The organism is Mesorhizobium sp. B2-6-2, from assembly GCF_006440615.1.
Lineage (GTDB): Bacteria > Pseudomonadota > Alphaproteobacteria > Rhizobiales > Rhizobiaceae > Mesorhizobium.
Genome location: NZ_VFUG01000002.1, coordinates 495,650 through 509,034, shown reverse-complemented (window position 1 = coordinate 509,034; position 13,385 = coordinate 495,650). Strand labels below are relative to the sequence as shown.

15 protein-coding genes are annotated in these 13,385 nt (G+C 63.2%); 9 read left to right on the top strand and 6 right to left on the bottom strand.

Annotated elements, in window-relative coordinates; genetic code table 11:
* Positions 1-21: 21 nt before the first annotated feature.
* On the top strand, positions 22-876 hold the full coding sequence (locus tag FJ419_RS07805) for an alpha/beta hydrolase (protein WP_140689243.1): 855 nt from the start codon (positions 22-24) through the stop codon (positions 874-876).
* On the opposite strand, the gene FJ419_RS07800 is transcribed toward FJ419_RS07805, so the two are convergent.
* From FJ419_RS07800 to FJ419_RS07780, 5 genes are all read right to left on the bottom strand, one after another.
* Complete coding sequence (locus FJ419_RS07800) at positions 873-1,184, bottom strand: DUF6665 family protein (RefSeq protein WP_140689241.1); 312 nt, start codon at positions 1,182-1,184, stop codon at positions 873-875. The genes FJ419_RS07805 and FJ419_RS07800 overlap by 4 nt on opposite strands.
* A 9-nt stretch (positions 1,185-1,193) precedes the next feature.
* Positions 1,194-3,077, bottom strand: coding sequence for an ABC transporter ATP-binding protein (locus FJ419_RS07795; protein WP_140689239.1), 1,884 nt, complete (start codon positions 3,075-3,077; stop codon positions 1,194-1,196).
* Complete coding sequence (locus FJ419_RS07790; protein ID WP_140689237.1) at positions 3,074-4,966, bottom strand: ABC transporter ATP-binding protein; 1,893 nt, start codon at positions 4,964-4,966, stop codon at positions 3,074-3,076. Before FJ419_RS07790 ends, FJ419_RS07795 begins: the two co-directional genes overlap by 4 nt.
* A gap of 206 nt (positions 4,967-5,172) precedes the next feature.
* A complete protein-coding gene (locus FJ419_RS07785) occupies positions 5,173-7,053 on the bottom strand; it encodes an ABC transporter ATP-binding protein (RefSeq protein WP_140689235.1) in 1,881 nt (626 codons plus the stop codon).
* Positions 7,054-7,079: 26 nt separating this feature from the next.
* On the bottom strand, positions 7,080-7,496 hold the full coding sequence (locus FJ419_RS07780) for a hypothetical protein (RefSeq protein WP_224606058.1): 417 nt from the start codon (positions 7,494-7,496) through the stop codon (positions 7,080-7,082).
* Between the two features lie 464 nt (positions 7,497-7,960).
* Here FJ419_RS07780 and FJ419_RS07775 point away from each other — a divergent pair, with 464 nt between their 5' ends.
* The 3 genes from FJ419_RS07775 (at position 7,961) to FJ419_RS07765 (ending at position 9,256) form a co-directional block, all read left to right on the top strand.
* Positions 7,961-8,419, top strand: coding sequence for a tRNA (cytidine(34)-2'-O)-methyltransferase (locus FJ419_RS07775; protein WP_140689231.1), 459 nt, complete (start codon positions 7,961-7,963; stop codon positions 8,417-8,419).
* A gap of 149 nt (positions 8,420-8,568) precedes the next feature.
* Positions 8,569-9,012, top strand: a complete 444-nt coding sequence (soxR, locus tag FJ419_RS07770) for a redox-sensitive transcriptional activator SoxR (protein ID WP_140689229.1) — start codon at positions 8,569-8,571, stop codon at positions 9,010-9,012.
* Between the two features lie 43 nt (positions 9,013-9,055).
* A complete protein-coding gene (locus FJ419_RS07765; RefSeq protein ID WP_140689227.1) occupies positions 9,056-9,256 on the top strand; it encodes a hypothetical protein in 201 nt (66 codons plus the stop codon).
* 6 nt (positions 9,257-9,262) lie between these two features.
* Here the strand turns inward: FJ419_RS07765 and FJ419_RS07760 are convergent, their stop codons facing one another.
* The gene (locus tag FJ419_RS07760) at positions 9,263-9,520 is read right to left on the bottom strand and encodes a hypothetical protein (protein ID WP_140689225.1); all 258 of its coding nucleotides are present in this window, start codon (positions 9,518-9,520) and stop codon (positions 9,263-9,265) included.
* A gap of 121 nt (positions 9,521-9,641) precedes the next feature.
* On the opposite strand from FJ419_RS07760, the gene hemF reads away from it, so the two are divergent.
* From hemF to FJ419_RS07735, 5 genes are all read left to right on the top strand, one after another.
* Positions 9,642-10,556 carry an oxygen-dependent coproporphyrinogen oxidase gene (gene hemF / locus FJ419_RS07755; RefSeq protein WP_140689223.1) on the top strand — a complete coding sequence of 305 codons (915 nt, stop codon included), beginning with the start codon at positions 9,642-9,644 and terminating at the stop codon, positions 10,554-10,556.
* Between the two features lie 258 nt (positions 10,557-10,814).
* Entirely contained in the window at positions 10,815-11,075 is a 261-nt protein-coding gene (locus tag FJ419_RS07750) for a DUF1344 domain-containing protein (RefSeq protein ID WP_140546196.1), read from the top strand.
* Between the two features lie 169 nt (positions 11,076-11,244).
* Positions 11,245-11,430, top strand: a complete 186-nt coding sequence (locus tag FJ419_RS07745) for a DUF1059 domain-containing protein (RefSeq protein WP_095766497.1) — start codon at positions 11,245-11,247, stop codon at positions 11,428-11,430.
* A gap of 202 nt (positions 11,431-11,632) precedes the next feature.
* Entirely contained in the window at positions 11,633-12,295 is a 663-nt protein-coding gene (locus tag FJ419_RS07740) for a hypothetical protein (protein WP_246679145.1), read from the top strand.
* Between the two features lie 85 nt (positions 12,296-12,380).
* The gene (locus FJ419_RS07735) at positions 12,381-13,361 is read left to right on the top strand and encodes a S8 family serine peptidase (protein WP_140689221.1); all 981 of its coding nucleotides are present in this window, start codon (positions 12,381-12,383) and stop codon (positions 13,359-13,361) included.
* Positions 13,362-13,385: the final 24 nt, after the last annotated feature.

The following is a 13,385-nucleotide window of genomic DNA, read 5'->3' as shown; positions in this document are numbered from 1 at the left end:
TGGCATCGATGGAGACGAAGCATGCGACTGCGCACCGTTGAGGTCGAGGGGCTGGCTATCGCGATCCGGGACGTAGGGCCGGCCGATGCGCCGGGCCTTCTGCTGCTGCATGGCTGGCCGCAGAGCTCCCATGCTTTTGAGGCAATCGTCGACGACCTGGCCAGCGACCAGCGCGTGGTCGCGCCGGACTTGCCGGGCATCGGCGGTTCACACGGCACGCCCGAGACCGGAGAAAAGGCCTATCTGGCCAGACTGATGAAGGGGCTGATCGCCGTTTGCGGCTTGCGGCAGGTCATCGTCGCCGGTCATGACGTCGGCGGCCAGATCGTCTTCGCGCTGTTGCGAGACGAGCCCGAAGATTTGTCCGGCGCGGTGATCATGGACGTCGTCATCCCCGGCGTGGCGCCGTGGGAAAATGTCATCCGCAACCCGCATATCTGGCATTTCGCCTTTCATGCGATTCCGGCCTTGCCGGAGATGCTGGTGAGCGGCCACGAGCGCGCCTATTTTGATTTCTTCTTCGATATTCTTTCGAAGGAAAAATCGGCGATCCCTGCGGAAGCCAGGGACATCTATGCCAAGGCCTATTCGCGGCCGGAAAGCCTCAAGGCCGGCTTCGACTGGTACCGCGCTTTCGTCGCGGACGCCAAGACCAATTCCGGCCCGCTCAGAGCGCCGATCGCCACGCCGGTTCTTTATCTCAGAGGCTCGGCCGAATCCGGCGACATCGCCGACTATCTCGGCGGCTTGAAGGCAGCAGGCCTGTCCAATGTCGAAGGCGACATCATCCCGGGTAGCGGCCACTTCGTCGCCGACGAGAATCCCGGAGGCCTTGCTGCGCGATTGGCGCGTTTTCGCCAGGAAATCAGCGCCTAGCTGGCGCCGAGCCTGACCAGCACCGCGCGTGGGATATTGTACTCCCGGATCACGGCATCGTGCTTGCGCAGACCGCAAAGCTCGCGCTGGATGAAGTAGGCGTGGACGGCCGCGGCCGCTTCCTTGAGCAGCCTGTTGCGGTGCTCGCCCTCGCCGCTCTCGCGCAATCTGGCAAGGCTTTCCTCGACACGCCGGCCGGCGCGGCCGAGCGCTGCGGCCTTCTCGGCGAGGATTTCGTGGCCGAGCAGATCGAGCGCGCTTTCCTGCGCGCCTGACCGTCCGAAATTGGTAGGCATGCGTACCGACATGATGCCGTTCTACTCCGCCGGCCGCGTCTCTTCCAGCGCGCTTTCCTCGTTGAAGAGGAAGCCGCCGGACTGGCGTTTCCAGAGCCGCGCATAGAGCCCGTCGAGCGCCACCAGCTCGTCATGCGTGCCCTGTTCGACGATGCGGCCGCCGTCCAGCACCACGAGCCGGTCGAGCGCCGCGATCGTCGACAGCCGGTGCGCGATGGCGATCACGGTCTTTTCCTCCATCAGTCTGGTCAGATTCTCCTGGATCGCCGCCTCGATGTCGGAATCGAGCGCGGAGGTCGCCTCGTCGAGGATCAGGATCGGCGCATCCTTGAGGAAGACGCGCGCGATGGCGACGCGCTGCCGTTGGCCGCCGGAGAGCTTGACGCCGCGCTCGCCGACATAGGCCTCGTAGCCAGAGCGCTCGCGGTTGTCGCGCAGCCCCAGGATGAAGTCATGCGCCTCGGCTTTCCGGGCCGCGGCGATCACCTGCGCATCGGTCGCGTCCGGCATGCCGAGCTTGATGTTGTCGCGCAGCGAGCGGTGGAAAAGTGCGGTATCCTGGCTGACCACACCGATATTGCCGCGCAGCGAGTTCTGCGTCACATGCGCGATGTCCTGGCCGTCGATTAGGATCTGGCCGCCCTCGAGGTCATAGAGGCGCAGGATCAGGTTGGCCAAGGTCGTCTTGCCGGCGCCCGACGGGCCGACCAGACCGACCTTCTCGCCCGGACGCACGACGAGGTCGATGCCGTCGAGCACGCCGGCCCCCTTGCCATAATGGAAGGTGACGTTCCTGACGTCGATGCGGCCGCCGGCGACGATCAGTTCCTTGGCGTCCGGCGCGTCGGTCAGGCCGAGCGGCTGCGAGATCAGCGCCTTGGAATTCTCCAGCACGCCGAGATTCCTCAGAATGCCGTTGAGCTGCATCATCAGCCTTCCAAGCAGCATGTTGAGCCTGAGCACCAGCGACAGCGTGAAGGCGACGGCGCCGACCGTGATCGAGCCTTCGACCCACAGATAGATGGCGAAGGCGGCGATCGCCGTGATCATGATGCCGGAGAGCATGGTCAGCGCCATGCGCACGCCGGTCAGCCGGCGTGTGAACGGCCGCAGTGCGTCGAGATAGATGCCGAAGCCGCTGCGGATATAGCGATCGTCGCCGTCGGCCGAAAACAGCTTCAACGTCTGCACGTTCGAGTAGGAATCGACGATGCGGCCGGTGATCATCGAACCGGCCTCGGCCGTCGCCTCGGCATGCTTGCGGATTGCCGGCAGATAGAGTTTCGCCAGCCAGCCGAACGCGGCGATCCAGATCACCACCAGCACCGCCAGCCGCAGATCCAGCCCCGCGACCAGCGCCAGCGTCGTCACAGTATAGACGATCATGAACCACACGACCTCGATGAAGCTTTCCATCAGGTCGCCGGTCGCCTGCCCCGCCTGCCAGACTTTTGTCGCGATGCGGCCGGCGAAATCATTCTGGAAGAAGGCATAGGACTGGCGCGAGACGTGTCGGTGCGCCTGCCAGCGCACCAGATTGTAGAATCCGGGCGTGATCGTCTGTTCGTCGACCAGCGCCGACAGGCCGACCACCAGAGTGCGGATGACCAGCACCACGGCGCCCATGAACAGGAGCTCGGGACCGGCGGCGGTCCACAGCGTGTGCCAGCTGCGCTCACCGGGCAACTGGTCGAGGATATCGACCAGCCTCCCGACGAAATAGAACAGGCCTGCCTCGACCAGCGGCGCGATGCCGCCGATGATGAGCATGGCGAAGAAGGCGAGCTTTGCCTGCCCGACATAGTGCCAGAGGAAGCCGCCGACGCTGGCGGGCGGTCGCAGATTCGCGGGCTCGCGGAACGGATAAACCCAGCGCTCGAACCAGCGATAGACGCCCTTCATCATTCCGCGGCTTCACCTTTCGTCGCCAGATCGTCGGCGGCCTGCTTTTCCTCGAGCAGGAACCCGCCCGACTGGCGCCGCCAGAGCTGGGCGTAGAGCCCACCCTTGACGATCAAAGTCTCATGCGAGCCGTCCTCGACGATGCGCCCCTTGTCCATCACCACCAGCCTGTCCATCGCCGCGATCGTCGACAGGCGGTGGGCGATGGCGATGACGGTCTTGCCCTGCATGAGCTTGTAGAGATTCTCCTGAATGGCGGCTTCCACTTCCGAATCGAGCGCGGACGTGGCTTCGTCGAGAATGAGGATCGGCGCGTCCTTCAGCATAACGCGGGCAATTGCGATGCGTTGCCGCTGGCCGCCGGACAGCTTCACGCCGCGTTCGCCGACAAGCGCCTCATAGCCGCTCTGTCCGTACGGATCGGTCAGTGCCGCGATCACATCGTCGATCTGGGCGGCTTTGGCGGCGCTGAACATGGCCTCGTCGCTGGCCGACTGGCGTCCATATTTGAGGTTCTCGCGAACGGATCGATGCAAGAGCGACGTATCCTGGTTGACGAAGCCGATCGCCGCGCGAACGCTCTCTTGCGAGACGTTGCGGATGTCCTGTCCGTCAATCAGCACCTTGCCGTCCTGGACGTCGAACAGCCGCAGCACGAGATTGACCAGCGTCGACTTGCCGGCCCCGGAGCGACCGATCAGGCCGACCCGCTCGCCCGGCGCTATCTTCAGCGACAGATTGTCGATGACACCGCCTTTGCCGTCCTTGCGCCAGTAGTTGAAATTCACCCGGTCGAACTCGATGCCGCCGGCGTCGACGACAAGCGCGGGCGCCCCCGGAATGTCCTGCATGGTGATGGGACGCGCGATCGTCGTCATCGAGTTGCTGGCGACGCCGATCTGCCGGAAGACGTTGGCGCCGACATCGAGGATCCTGCCGGAGATGTTGGCAATCTGCAGCGCGAACGGGATCGCCGTCGCCACGGCCGCGGTGGTCATCGTCCCGGCGTTCCAGCCGGCCAGCGCCAGCCAGCTTATGGCGACGAGCAGCGCCGCGTTGAGGACGAACAGGGCCGACCACATCAGCGTGAAAACGCGCATCAGCTGGTAAAACGTGCCGGCATGCTCGACCACCGCCTGCGAGACATATTTGTCTTCGTGCTCGCCGGTCGAGAACGTCTTTAGCGTCAGGATGTTGGTGTAGCTGTCGACCATGCGGCCGCTCACCTGCGACCACCGCTCCGACAGTTGGGACGAGCGCTGCGTGATCCTGGGCATCGCGGACCAGAAGATGAGGCAGTAGAATACCAGCCACACCGCCACCACAGCCAGCAGCAGCGTGTCGAGCCGCGCCAGCACGACGATGGCGACCGCGACGAAGACCAGCGCGTACCAGACCGCATCGACCGTGAGGTTGACGCTCATCTCCACCGAATCGCCGCTCTGCATGACCTTGGTTCCGATGCGGCCCGCGAAGTCGTTCTGGAAGAACGACCAGTCCTGGCGCACGACGTGCCAATGGCTCTGCCAGCGGATGAGGTCGATGAGGTTCGGCGCGATGGCGTGGTTGCGGATGAGGCCATCGACAACCATCGACAGCGGACGCAGCAGCACGACGATCGCCATGATGACGAGCAACGGCGTATGCGCAGCGAAGAAATCGCCTGGCTTGGTGCTGGAGAGCAGGCCGACGATCAGGCCGACGAAAATCGGCAGCATCGCGTCCACTACCGCCGCGACGGCAACGATGATCATGCGCAGCCGATAGGCGGCGCGAAACTGTCTTATGAAATACCAGTAGAACCGCCAAAGCCCCATTGGCGGCTGCCTGTCGTCGGCCAGCGCCACCGGCGAATAACGGCTTTCGAACCAGGCGAAGATGCGGTCGAACATTTTTCTCTCATCGCGCCGGAAATCCGCCGGCAACCGATCTGGTCGCCAGCAGGCCTCTGGCCAGGTCGTGGTTACGCCCGGGATCGATTCCCCGCAATCGCCGTAACCTTGATGGCGGAGCGGCTCGACGGCTTACGGAACCGCCGGGCCGCTCCAAGTTTTTGTTTTGCGCAATTCCAGACGGAGTTGCTGCAATCGCGATCGCGTTACTCCGCAGCCATCTCGGATCGAAGCGACTTGGCATCGGGCTCAGCCGGCGCGTCATCGAGCAGGAAGCCGCCCGACTGGCGTTGCCAGAGCTGGGCGTAGAGCCCACCCCTGGCGACGAGCTCCTCATGCGAGCCTTCCTCGATGATGTGACCCTTGTCCATGACGACGAGCCGGTCCATCGCCGCGATCGTCGATAGGCGGTGCGCGATGGCGATGACGGTCTTGCCCTGCATCAGCTTGTAGAGGTTCTCCTGGATGGCCGCCTCGACTTCCGAATCGAGCGCCGACGTCGCCTCGTCGAGGATCAGGATCGGCGCGTCCTTCAGCATGACGCGGGCAATCGCGATGCGCTGCCGCTGGCCGCCGGATAGTTTGACGCCGCGGTCGCCGACATGGGCATCGAATCCCTTGCGGCCGTTATGGTCCGAGAGCCCGCCGATGAAATCGAGCGCCTCCGCCCGGCGCGCCGCCTCGATGAGCATTTCGTCGGTCGCGTCCGGCCGGCCATAGAGGATATTCTCCTTCACCGAGCGGTGCAGCAGCGAAGTGTCCTGCGTCACCATGCCGATCTGCGCGCGCAAGGAATCCTGCGTCACCGCCGCAATCTCCTGGTCGTCAACGAGGATCCTGCCGCTTTCCAGGTCGTAGAAGCGCAACAACAGGTTGACCAGCGTCGACTTGCCAGCGCCGGAGCGGCCGACAATGCCGACTTTCTCGCCGGGCTTTACCGTCAGCGTCAGGTTCTCGATGACGCCCTTCTGCTTGCCGTAGTGGAAGCGGATGTCGTCAAAGCGGATTTCACCCTGGCTGACGGCGATGTCCTTCGCGCCGGGCCGGTCTTCGACGAGACGCGGCAGTGAGATCGACTGGATGCCGTCCTGCACCGTGCCGATATTCTCGAACAGGCCCGACATTTCCCACATGATCCACTGCGACATGCCCCACATTCGCAGCACCAGGCCGATGACCACGGCGACCGCGCCGATCGTCACCGCCTGGCCCAGCCAAAGCCACAGCGAGATCGCCGTCACCGAGAACAGCAACAGCGAATTCAGGATGTAGAGCAGACCATAGAGCACCGTCACCAGCCGCATCGAGCGGTAGACGGTGCCAAGGAAACTCGCCATGCCTTCCCTGGCGAAGGTCGCCTCGCGCCGCGCATGCGAAAACAGCTTCACCGTCTGGATGTTGGTGTAGCTGTCGACGACGCGGCCGGTCATGGTCGAACGCGCATTGGCCTGCTCCTCGCCGACCTTGCCAAGCCGCGGAATGAAAAAGCGCAGCAGACCGATATAGCCGGCCAGCCATACGGCGAGCGGCGCCGCCAGCCGCCAGTCGGCCGAACCGACGATGAACAGCATGCCGAGGAAATAGACGACGACGTAATTCAGCACGTCGATCAGCTTGATCACGCATTCGCGCACGGCGAGCGCGGTCTGCATCAGCTTGGTGGCGATGCGGCCGGCGAACTCGTCCTGGTAGAAGGCCATCGACTGCTTGAGCAGATAGCGGTGCACCTGCCAGCGGATGCGCATGGGATAATTGCCCATCAGCGTCTGCTGGTTGAGGAGCGAATGCAGCCATACCGTGCCCGGCAGCGCGAACAGCACGACGAAAGCCATGCCGGCAAGCTTCCAGCTCTCGGTCTGCAGGAAGGTTTCGCGGTTTTGCGCCGACAGCCAGTCGACGATGCGGCCGAGGAACCCGAACATCCAGACTTCGGTAAAGGCGATCGCCGTCACCAGCACCGCGTCGAGGATGATGTAGGGCCAGGCGCCGCGCGTGTAATGCACGCAGAAGGCGATCAGCGTCTTCGGCGGCTCGACCGGCTCCGCGGCGGGAAACGGATCGAGCCTGTTTTCAAACCAGCGGAACATTCCAGGCACTCGACTTATCTAGGCGCTCACGCGGCGCGGGATTGATGGGCAAGGCTTTGCGGCCGCGCGGCATTGCGGGCCGGCGATACGGAATCATCCGCGTCGCCGGCCCTATCCCGCGCAATATAGGGTTTCGCCGGCATTTCGCCGACAGGCTCGTTTGACGTCCCTGACGGCCCGGAACTTCCGGACGAAAGGGCGGAACCTGCCCGGCTCCTGTCGCCCGGCCGGATCAAACGGATGATCCGGCGCACCAGCGTGGGCCGGCTGTGATCGGGGACCGCGCGCGAGAAATCGACGTCCGGCAGCATGCCGCGATGCGGCCTGCGCCGTTCCTCGGCATGCACCGCCGACGAATAGGTCTCGCCGATCAGCAGCGCCCAGGTAGCCACCTTGCGTTCATGCAGGCTTCTTGACCCCGGTATCTTGTAGGGATCGAACATTGGTCCGTCCTCCATATGCAAATGCGTTAAAAAGGGTGATGCGGCCTCGACCATCGGCATTCGGCCGAAGGCGCGGATCGAATCGGCCGGGACACGACAAGCGTCGGTCCTGACACGACTAGCATCGGTCCCGACACGCTCAGCTGGGGCACGGCGCCCCTTTGGCAGTTTGAAAAACATCGCAAGATTCCTTCGAAGGCCGAAAACTGGGTTCGGCGGGAATCGGTGCGATGAGGACTTAAAGTGTCAGAAGAATCGTCGTACCGAAACCGCCGGTGGGCATAGGGGTGCCCCGGAGAGGAGCTGGAAGTGCATGGTCATCATGTGGTCCCCCTCCTTCGGTTCGGGTTGACGATGGTCAGCATATACTCGACTTCGCAGAAAATGGCCACCCGCCAGTCCAGAAATCGCCGAAAGCCGGAGGCGCCTGTGGCCGATCTGCCACTTATTAGCAGGATACGGAAATGAACGATCGTCTCCGCATCGCGCTCTACCAGCCGGATATCGCCGGCAACACCGGGACAATACTGCGCTTCGCCGCCTGCCTCGATATCGGCGTCGATATCATCGAGCCGGCTGGTTTCCCGCTCTCCGACCGGGCGCTGAAACGGGCCGGCATGGACTACCTCGAAATGGCGGCGCTTTCCCGCCATGCCGACTGGCACGCCTTCGAGGAGTGGCGAAAGACCAACGCGCGCCGCCTCGTGCTGCTCACCACCAAGACCACGGCCGCCTACACCGACTTTGCTTTCGCTGCCGGCGACATCCTTCTGTTCGGCCGCGAATCCGCCGGCGTGCCGGACCAGGTCCACCAAGCGGCGGACGCGCGACTGACGATCCCGATGCGGCCCGGCGCGCGCAGCATCAATGTCGCGCTGTCCGTCGCCATGGTCGCGGGCGAAGCGCTGCGCCAGCTCGGCTAGAACCCCGAACCCTTCTTCGTTGCCGCGCGCAGGCTCCACTCGCGGCGTCATTCTCACCCAGGCGCACATCGCCTTCTCCTGCAATTGCCCCATCGACATTTCTTGGCTACAAGCTCAACTTAACTTGAGGTCAAGCGGAAAAGTTCGAGATGGCTCCGGTAAAGGAATTGACGGTCGGCCAGGTGGCCGTTCGCAGCGGCGTTACGGTATCGGCGCTGCATTTCTACGAAGCGCGCGGCCTGATCCGCAGCCACCGCACCTCGGGCAACCAGCGGCGTTACAGCCGCGACGTGCTTCGGCGCGTGGCGATCATCCGCGTCGCCCAGGAGGTCGGCATCTCGCTCGCCGACATCGCCCGGGCGTTCCAGTCGCTGCCGGAAGAGCGCACACCGAACCGCGAGGACTGGAACCTGCTTTCGACAGCCTGGCGCGACGAGCTCGACCAGAAGATCGCCCAGCTCAAGAAATTGCGCGACGGCCTGACCGATTGCATCGGCTGCGGCTGCATGTCGATCGACAAATGCCCGCTGAGGAACAGGGACGACCGTCTGGCCAGGGAAGGTACCGGCGCGAGGCGGCTAATTGCACCCTGAATAGGAGCAACGCGCTTATCGCGAACAGAGAGAGGAAGCAGCTATGCTAGGACACCTGATCCAAGCAGACGAGGAGACCAAGGTCATCACTATCTACCGGATCGATTCTGGCGGCGTGCCAACCCTCTATACCTCAGTGAGCTTCGATGAGGCGCGGAAAATGGGGCTGGAAAAATTCGGCAAACTACTTGGCGAGAACCTAATTCTAGATTCTCCAAAATTGCGCGACCTATTTTTGCCGTGAAATTCCTCAATCCGCCACCGGCAGCCGCCGCATGGTAAACTCGATCACGTCGCCTGGGCGTTCGAACCAGCTTTCGATCTCGGTCCAGTAGGCCTGTTTCGGAAAACGCTCGAACCACTCCTTGGCCTTGAGGCGCGCATCCGGGCGCGGCAGCACGAAGGTTTCGCGCAGGAAACCGTCGCGCGGCTGGTTTTCGCGCTCAGCCCGTGAGCGCTCCAGCCTCTTGCGTAAGCCATCCAGCGGCGGTCTTGCCGGGGTGCGCACGAAGGAACTCCCTTGCACCTTGGTCAGACAGGACTTGACCCTTCCTCTCAAGAGATTAGGGATCGCGCCCTGAAAAGACGAGTCATTTGTCAGGCAAGCGCGCCTGCGACTGGAGACCGAATTGGAAAGACCTGACCTTCCCGTGGGCCTGCCGGGCGACATCGAGCAGAAGAAGATGAAGGCACGTCTGTGGTTCGAGGCCTTGCGCGAGCGCATCTGCGCCACCTTCGAGCAGATCGAGCAGGAACTCACCGGCCCGCAAGCGTCATGGTCGCCCGGCCATTTCGAGAAGACCCCCTGGGAGCGCGACGAGGGCCGCGGCGGTGGCGGCACCATGTCGATGATGCGCGGCCGCGTCTTCGAGAAGGTCGGCGTGCATACCTCGACCGTCCATGGCGAATTCTCGCCCGAGTTCAGGAAGCAGATTCCCGGCGCCGAGGAAGACCCGCGCTTCTGGGCGAGCGGCATCTCGCTGATAGCGCATCCCTGGAACCCCAACGTGCCGGCCGTGCATATGAATACCCGCATGGTCGTCACCACGCGCCAGTGGTTCGGTGGCGGCGCCGATCTGACGCCGGTGCTCGACCGCCGCCGCACCCAGGACGATCCCGACACGATCGCCTTCCATCGCGCCATGCAGTTCGCCTGCGAGAAGAACGCCGCCGTGGCCGACTATCCCAAATTCAAATCCTGGTGCGACGAGTATTTCTTCCTGCCGCACCGCAACGAGCCGCGCGGCATCGGCGGCATCTTCTTCGACTGGCTGCATTCTGACGAGGACAGGGGCGGCTGGGACGCCGATCTCAATTTCGTCCAGGATGTCGGACGTTCTTTTCTCGTCGTCTATGCCCATCTGGTGCGGGGCAACTTCAACCAGAACTGGACCGATGGCGAGCGCGACGAACAGCTCATCCGGCGCGGCCGCTACGTCGAATTCAACTTGCTTCACGATCGCGGCACCATCTTTGGCCTCAAGACCGGCGGCAACGTCGCCTCGATTCTGTCCAGCCTGCCGCCCGAGGTAAAATGGCCGTAACGATCCGGTGAGCTCGGCCGTGGCCGCATTGTCGTCCCATTCGCCGAATCTTGGCGCGCAATGTGGCGGGCCGGGTTTCTTTTTCGTCTAATATCCTTTTGAAAAAATTGAGCTATTTAAGGTCGTCGGGTCGGGAAGCGCCGGCGGCCGAAATGGAGATCACTTGTCTCCCGTCGGCCGCGACCCGACGCGACTTGACGGCCCTGAACGAGACGGGTGCCTTCGAAACGGGTGCCCGCATTTCCAGGAGAGCCTGCCATGCGCAAGCTTATCGTGACGGCAGCGACCGCTGCCTTTCTCGCCTCCGGTGGCGCCGCGTTCGCTGCGGTCAAGCACACCACCGGTACGGTCAAGAGCTTTGACGGAACGGCCATGAGCCTTGTTCTGGACGACGGATCGACCTTCACCCTGTCCAAGGCCTTCAAGGATCCCGGCATCCAGGCCGGCGAGAAGGTTCGCGTCTCCTGGGATATGAGCGGCAAGAACAAGATTGCCGAGGCCGTCAAGATCATGAAGTGACGGCCTGCCCGTCAAAGGCAGATCGAGTTCTCAGGCGGCAAGGAAGGCGGGGCAGCACTGCTCCGCCTTCCTTTTTTGAAGAGAAAAGCAGTTGGCCGCGGGCTTCGATGCAACCGAAACCGGCCGCATGTGTTATGGTTTTCCAGCAGAACGAGGAAAGGAAAGTCCCATGAAGGAATTCCAATGCGGGTCGCTTGTCCCCGGTTGTGACTGGCATACGCGCGCCGAGGAAGAAGCCGAGGTGATGCGCCGTGCCGTCGAGCACATGCGCGAGACGCATGGCGAAACCGTCATCCGCGAGACGATGATCGAGGCGATACGCTCCCGCATCCAGAAGGTTCGCGACGCGGCCTGAGGGACTCCTCACCTTCGAACAGATCGACCGGCAGCGAAATCAGGACGGCTCAGGGGCTGAGCAGGTTCTGTTGCGAGTTGCGAACCAATTTGCCTGAGTCGATCCGGAAGGTCCGGACCGGCCCGGCATTTCAAACAGATACTTATATTCGAGTCGTCTCATTTAAGTTTGCGGTAACGGAATTCGTGCCACCGTCGGGCAAATGATCCGGCTGCAGGGGCTGGCCGAGAACTCGCCGCCACCCAAGGCGCCGACCGGATCGGTGGGGCGAGGTGTTTCGCGCATGCGCGAACGATCCGGCAAGAGAGGCACATCGCGCGAGGCGGCGCTGCTGCTATGCGCATGTCTCGGCGCGACTCCCGCGACCGCCCAGGAAATGATGACCACCTCACTGATCGGCGTGCATCAGGGGTCGCCGCTGAGCGACCGTGCCAGAGGGCTCGGCGCCGGCGGCTATGAGCTTCAGAGCGGAAGCTGGGTCTCGTTCAACCAATGGTACCATGCGAGCTGGGTGGACATGCATGTCGACCTGCTCACCCAGGTTACCGAAAACACCGGCATCCTTTGGGGGTTCGGGACCGGCGAACAAGGCGACAAATACAGCATCGGGCCCAGCCTGAAGCTCGGTTTCCTCACCCAGACGCATCCGAATCCGAACAGCACCCTGTCGCTGTCCGTAACGTCGATCATCGGCGGAAACCTCACCGAGAAACCTTGCCTGGCTGACTACGGGGATCTGGGCTCCTACAGCGTCAATTGCCGGCTCGCGGCCGGTGAGATGGCGCCGCAGGAAACCCTGAAATACCTGGTTAGCGCCAAGCCCGAGAGCATGCATCTGTGGCTGAATTATCGTCTCACTTTCTGATCGCCGGGAGCCCCGAATGAAAAATCAATCTCGTCCCGAAACGCGCGATCGCCCGTCCTGGTTCTTGTTTGGCTGGAGTTGGAACATGTCTGCTGGTCACCTGAAATTCGGCCTCGTTGCCGCCCTTGCCATCCTTTCGGCGCCCATTGCCTCGGCGCAGGAGGGCCTCGGCGCGGACGAGACGGCGGCGCTCTGCCATGGCGGCGGCTCCATCTGCGTGAGCGCAAAGATACCGGTCGCGCGCACGACGCAAACGATACAGAACTGGATGAGCCCCGACGTCGGCGCGGCATGGGCCGCCGGCTACAAGGGCAAGGGCGTCACCATCACGATGGTCGACGACTTCAGCAGCACCTCGCGCTTTTCCGGCAATTTCGGGATCGGCGTGCAGACCCAGCGACACGGCGAATGGACGCGTGAGGAAGCAAGCATGATCGCTCCCGCGGCAACCATCCGCTCCAAGGATTTCTCGACGGGCACGGCCGTTTCGCTGGCGAGCGGCCGTAACGTGCTCAACCTGAGCTACGGCATGTACACAACCGCGGGCTACAGCGCGAACCAGATCTGGTGGGCTCCAGAGGAGTCCTCGATCATCTCCTACGCCACAAAGGGTTCGGCCATCGTCTCGAAGGCGGCAGGCAACGACGCGGTCGCTGTCGGCGGGGTCACTGGTGGCCAGCAGGACTATCTCGACCTTGCCCTGATCGGCAAACCGACCGCGATCTTCGTCGGCGCGCTGTCGACGAACGGAACCACAGCCAACAAGGCCCAGCTCGCCTGGTATTCCGATTATGCCGGCTCCAACCAGGCTGTGCAGGGCCATTTCCTGGTGGTCGGCGTCGAGGGTGACAAGACCGGGCTCTACGGAACGTCTTTTGCCGCGCCGATCATCTCCGGTTATGCTGCGATCATCGGCAGCAAGTTCACCAAGGCGACGCCGGTGCAGATCACGAACGACCTGCTCAACACGGCCCGCACCGACACGCTGGCCAATTACGACCCGTCTGTCTACGGCAAGGGCGAAGCAAGTCTCTCGCGCGCTCTCGCTCCTGTGGCCATACACTGACAGGCACCGGCCGTTCCGGCCCGT

Excerpts from the sequence above, each read along its gene's own strand:
- FJ419_RS07805 (WP_140689243.1), top strand. The coding sequence starts at position 22 with ATGCGACTGCGCACCGTTGAGGTCGAGGGGCTGGCTATCGCGATCCGG.
- FJ419_RS07800 (WP_140689241.1), bottom strand. The coding sequence starts at position 1,184 with ATGTCGGTACGCATGCCTACCAATTTCGGACGGTCAGGCGCGCAGGAA.
- FJ419_RS07795 (WP_140689239.1), bottom strand. The coding sequence starts at position 3,077 with ATGATGAAGGGCGTCTATCGCTGGTTCGAGCGCTGGGTTTATCCGTTC.
- FJ419_RS07790 (WP_140689237.1), bottom strand. The coding sequence starts at position 4,966 with ATGTTCGACCGCATCTTCGCCTGGTTCGAAAGCCGTTATTCGCCGGTG.
- FJ419_RS07785 (WP_140689235.1), bottom strand. The coding sequence starts at position 7,053 with ATGTTCCGCTGGTTTGAAAACAGGCTCGATCCGTTTCCCGCCGCGGAG.
- FJ419_RS07780 (WP_224606058.1), bottom strand. The coding sequence starts at position 7,496 with ATGTTCGATCCCTACAAGATACCGGGGTCAAGAAGCCTGCATGAACGC.
- FJ419_RS07775 (WP_140689231.1), top strand. The coding sequence starts at position 7,961 with ATGAACGATCGTCTCCGCATCGCGCTCTACCAGCCGGATATCGCCGGC.
- soxR (WP_140689229.1), top strand. The coding sequence starts at position 8,569 with ATGGCTCCGGTAAAGGAATTGACGGTCGGCCAGGTGGCCGTTCGCAGC.
- FJ419_RS07765 (WP_140689227.1), top strand. The coding sequence starts at position 9,056 with ATGCTAGGACACCTGATCCAAGCAGACGAGGAGACCAAGGTCATCACT.
- FJ419_RS07750 (WP_140546196.1), top strand. The coding sequence starts at position 10,815 with ATGCGCAAGCTTATCGTGACGGCAGCGACCGCTGCCTTTCTCGCCTCC.
- FJ419_RS07745 (WP_095766497.1), top strand. The coding sequence starts at position 11,245 with ATGAAGGAATTCCAATGCGGGTCGCTTGTCCCCGGTTGTGACTGGCAT.
- FJ419_RS07740 (WP_246679145.1), top strand. The coding sequence starts at position 11,633 with ATGATCCGGCTGCAGGGGCTGGCCGAGAACTCGCCGCCACCCAAGGCG.
- FJ419_RS07735 (WP_140689221.1), top strand. The coding sequence starts at position 12,381 with ATGTCTGCTGGTCACCTGAAATTCGGCCTCGTTGCCGCCCTTGCCATC.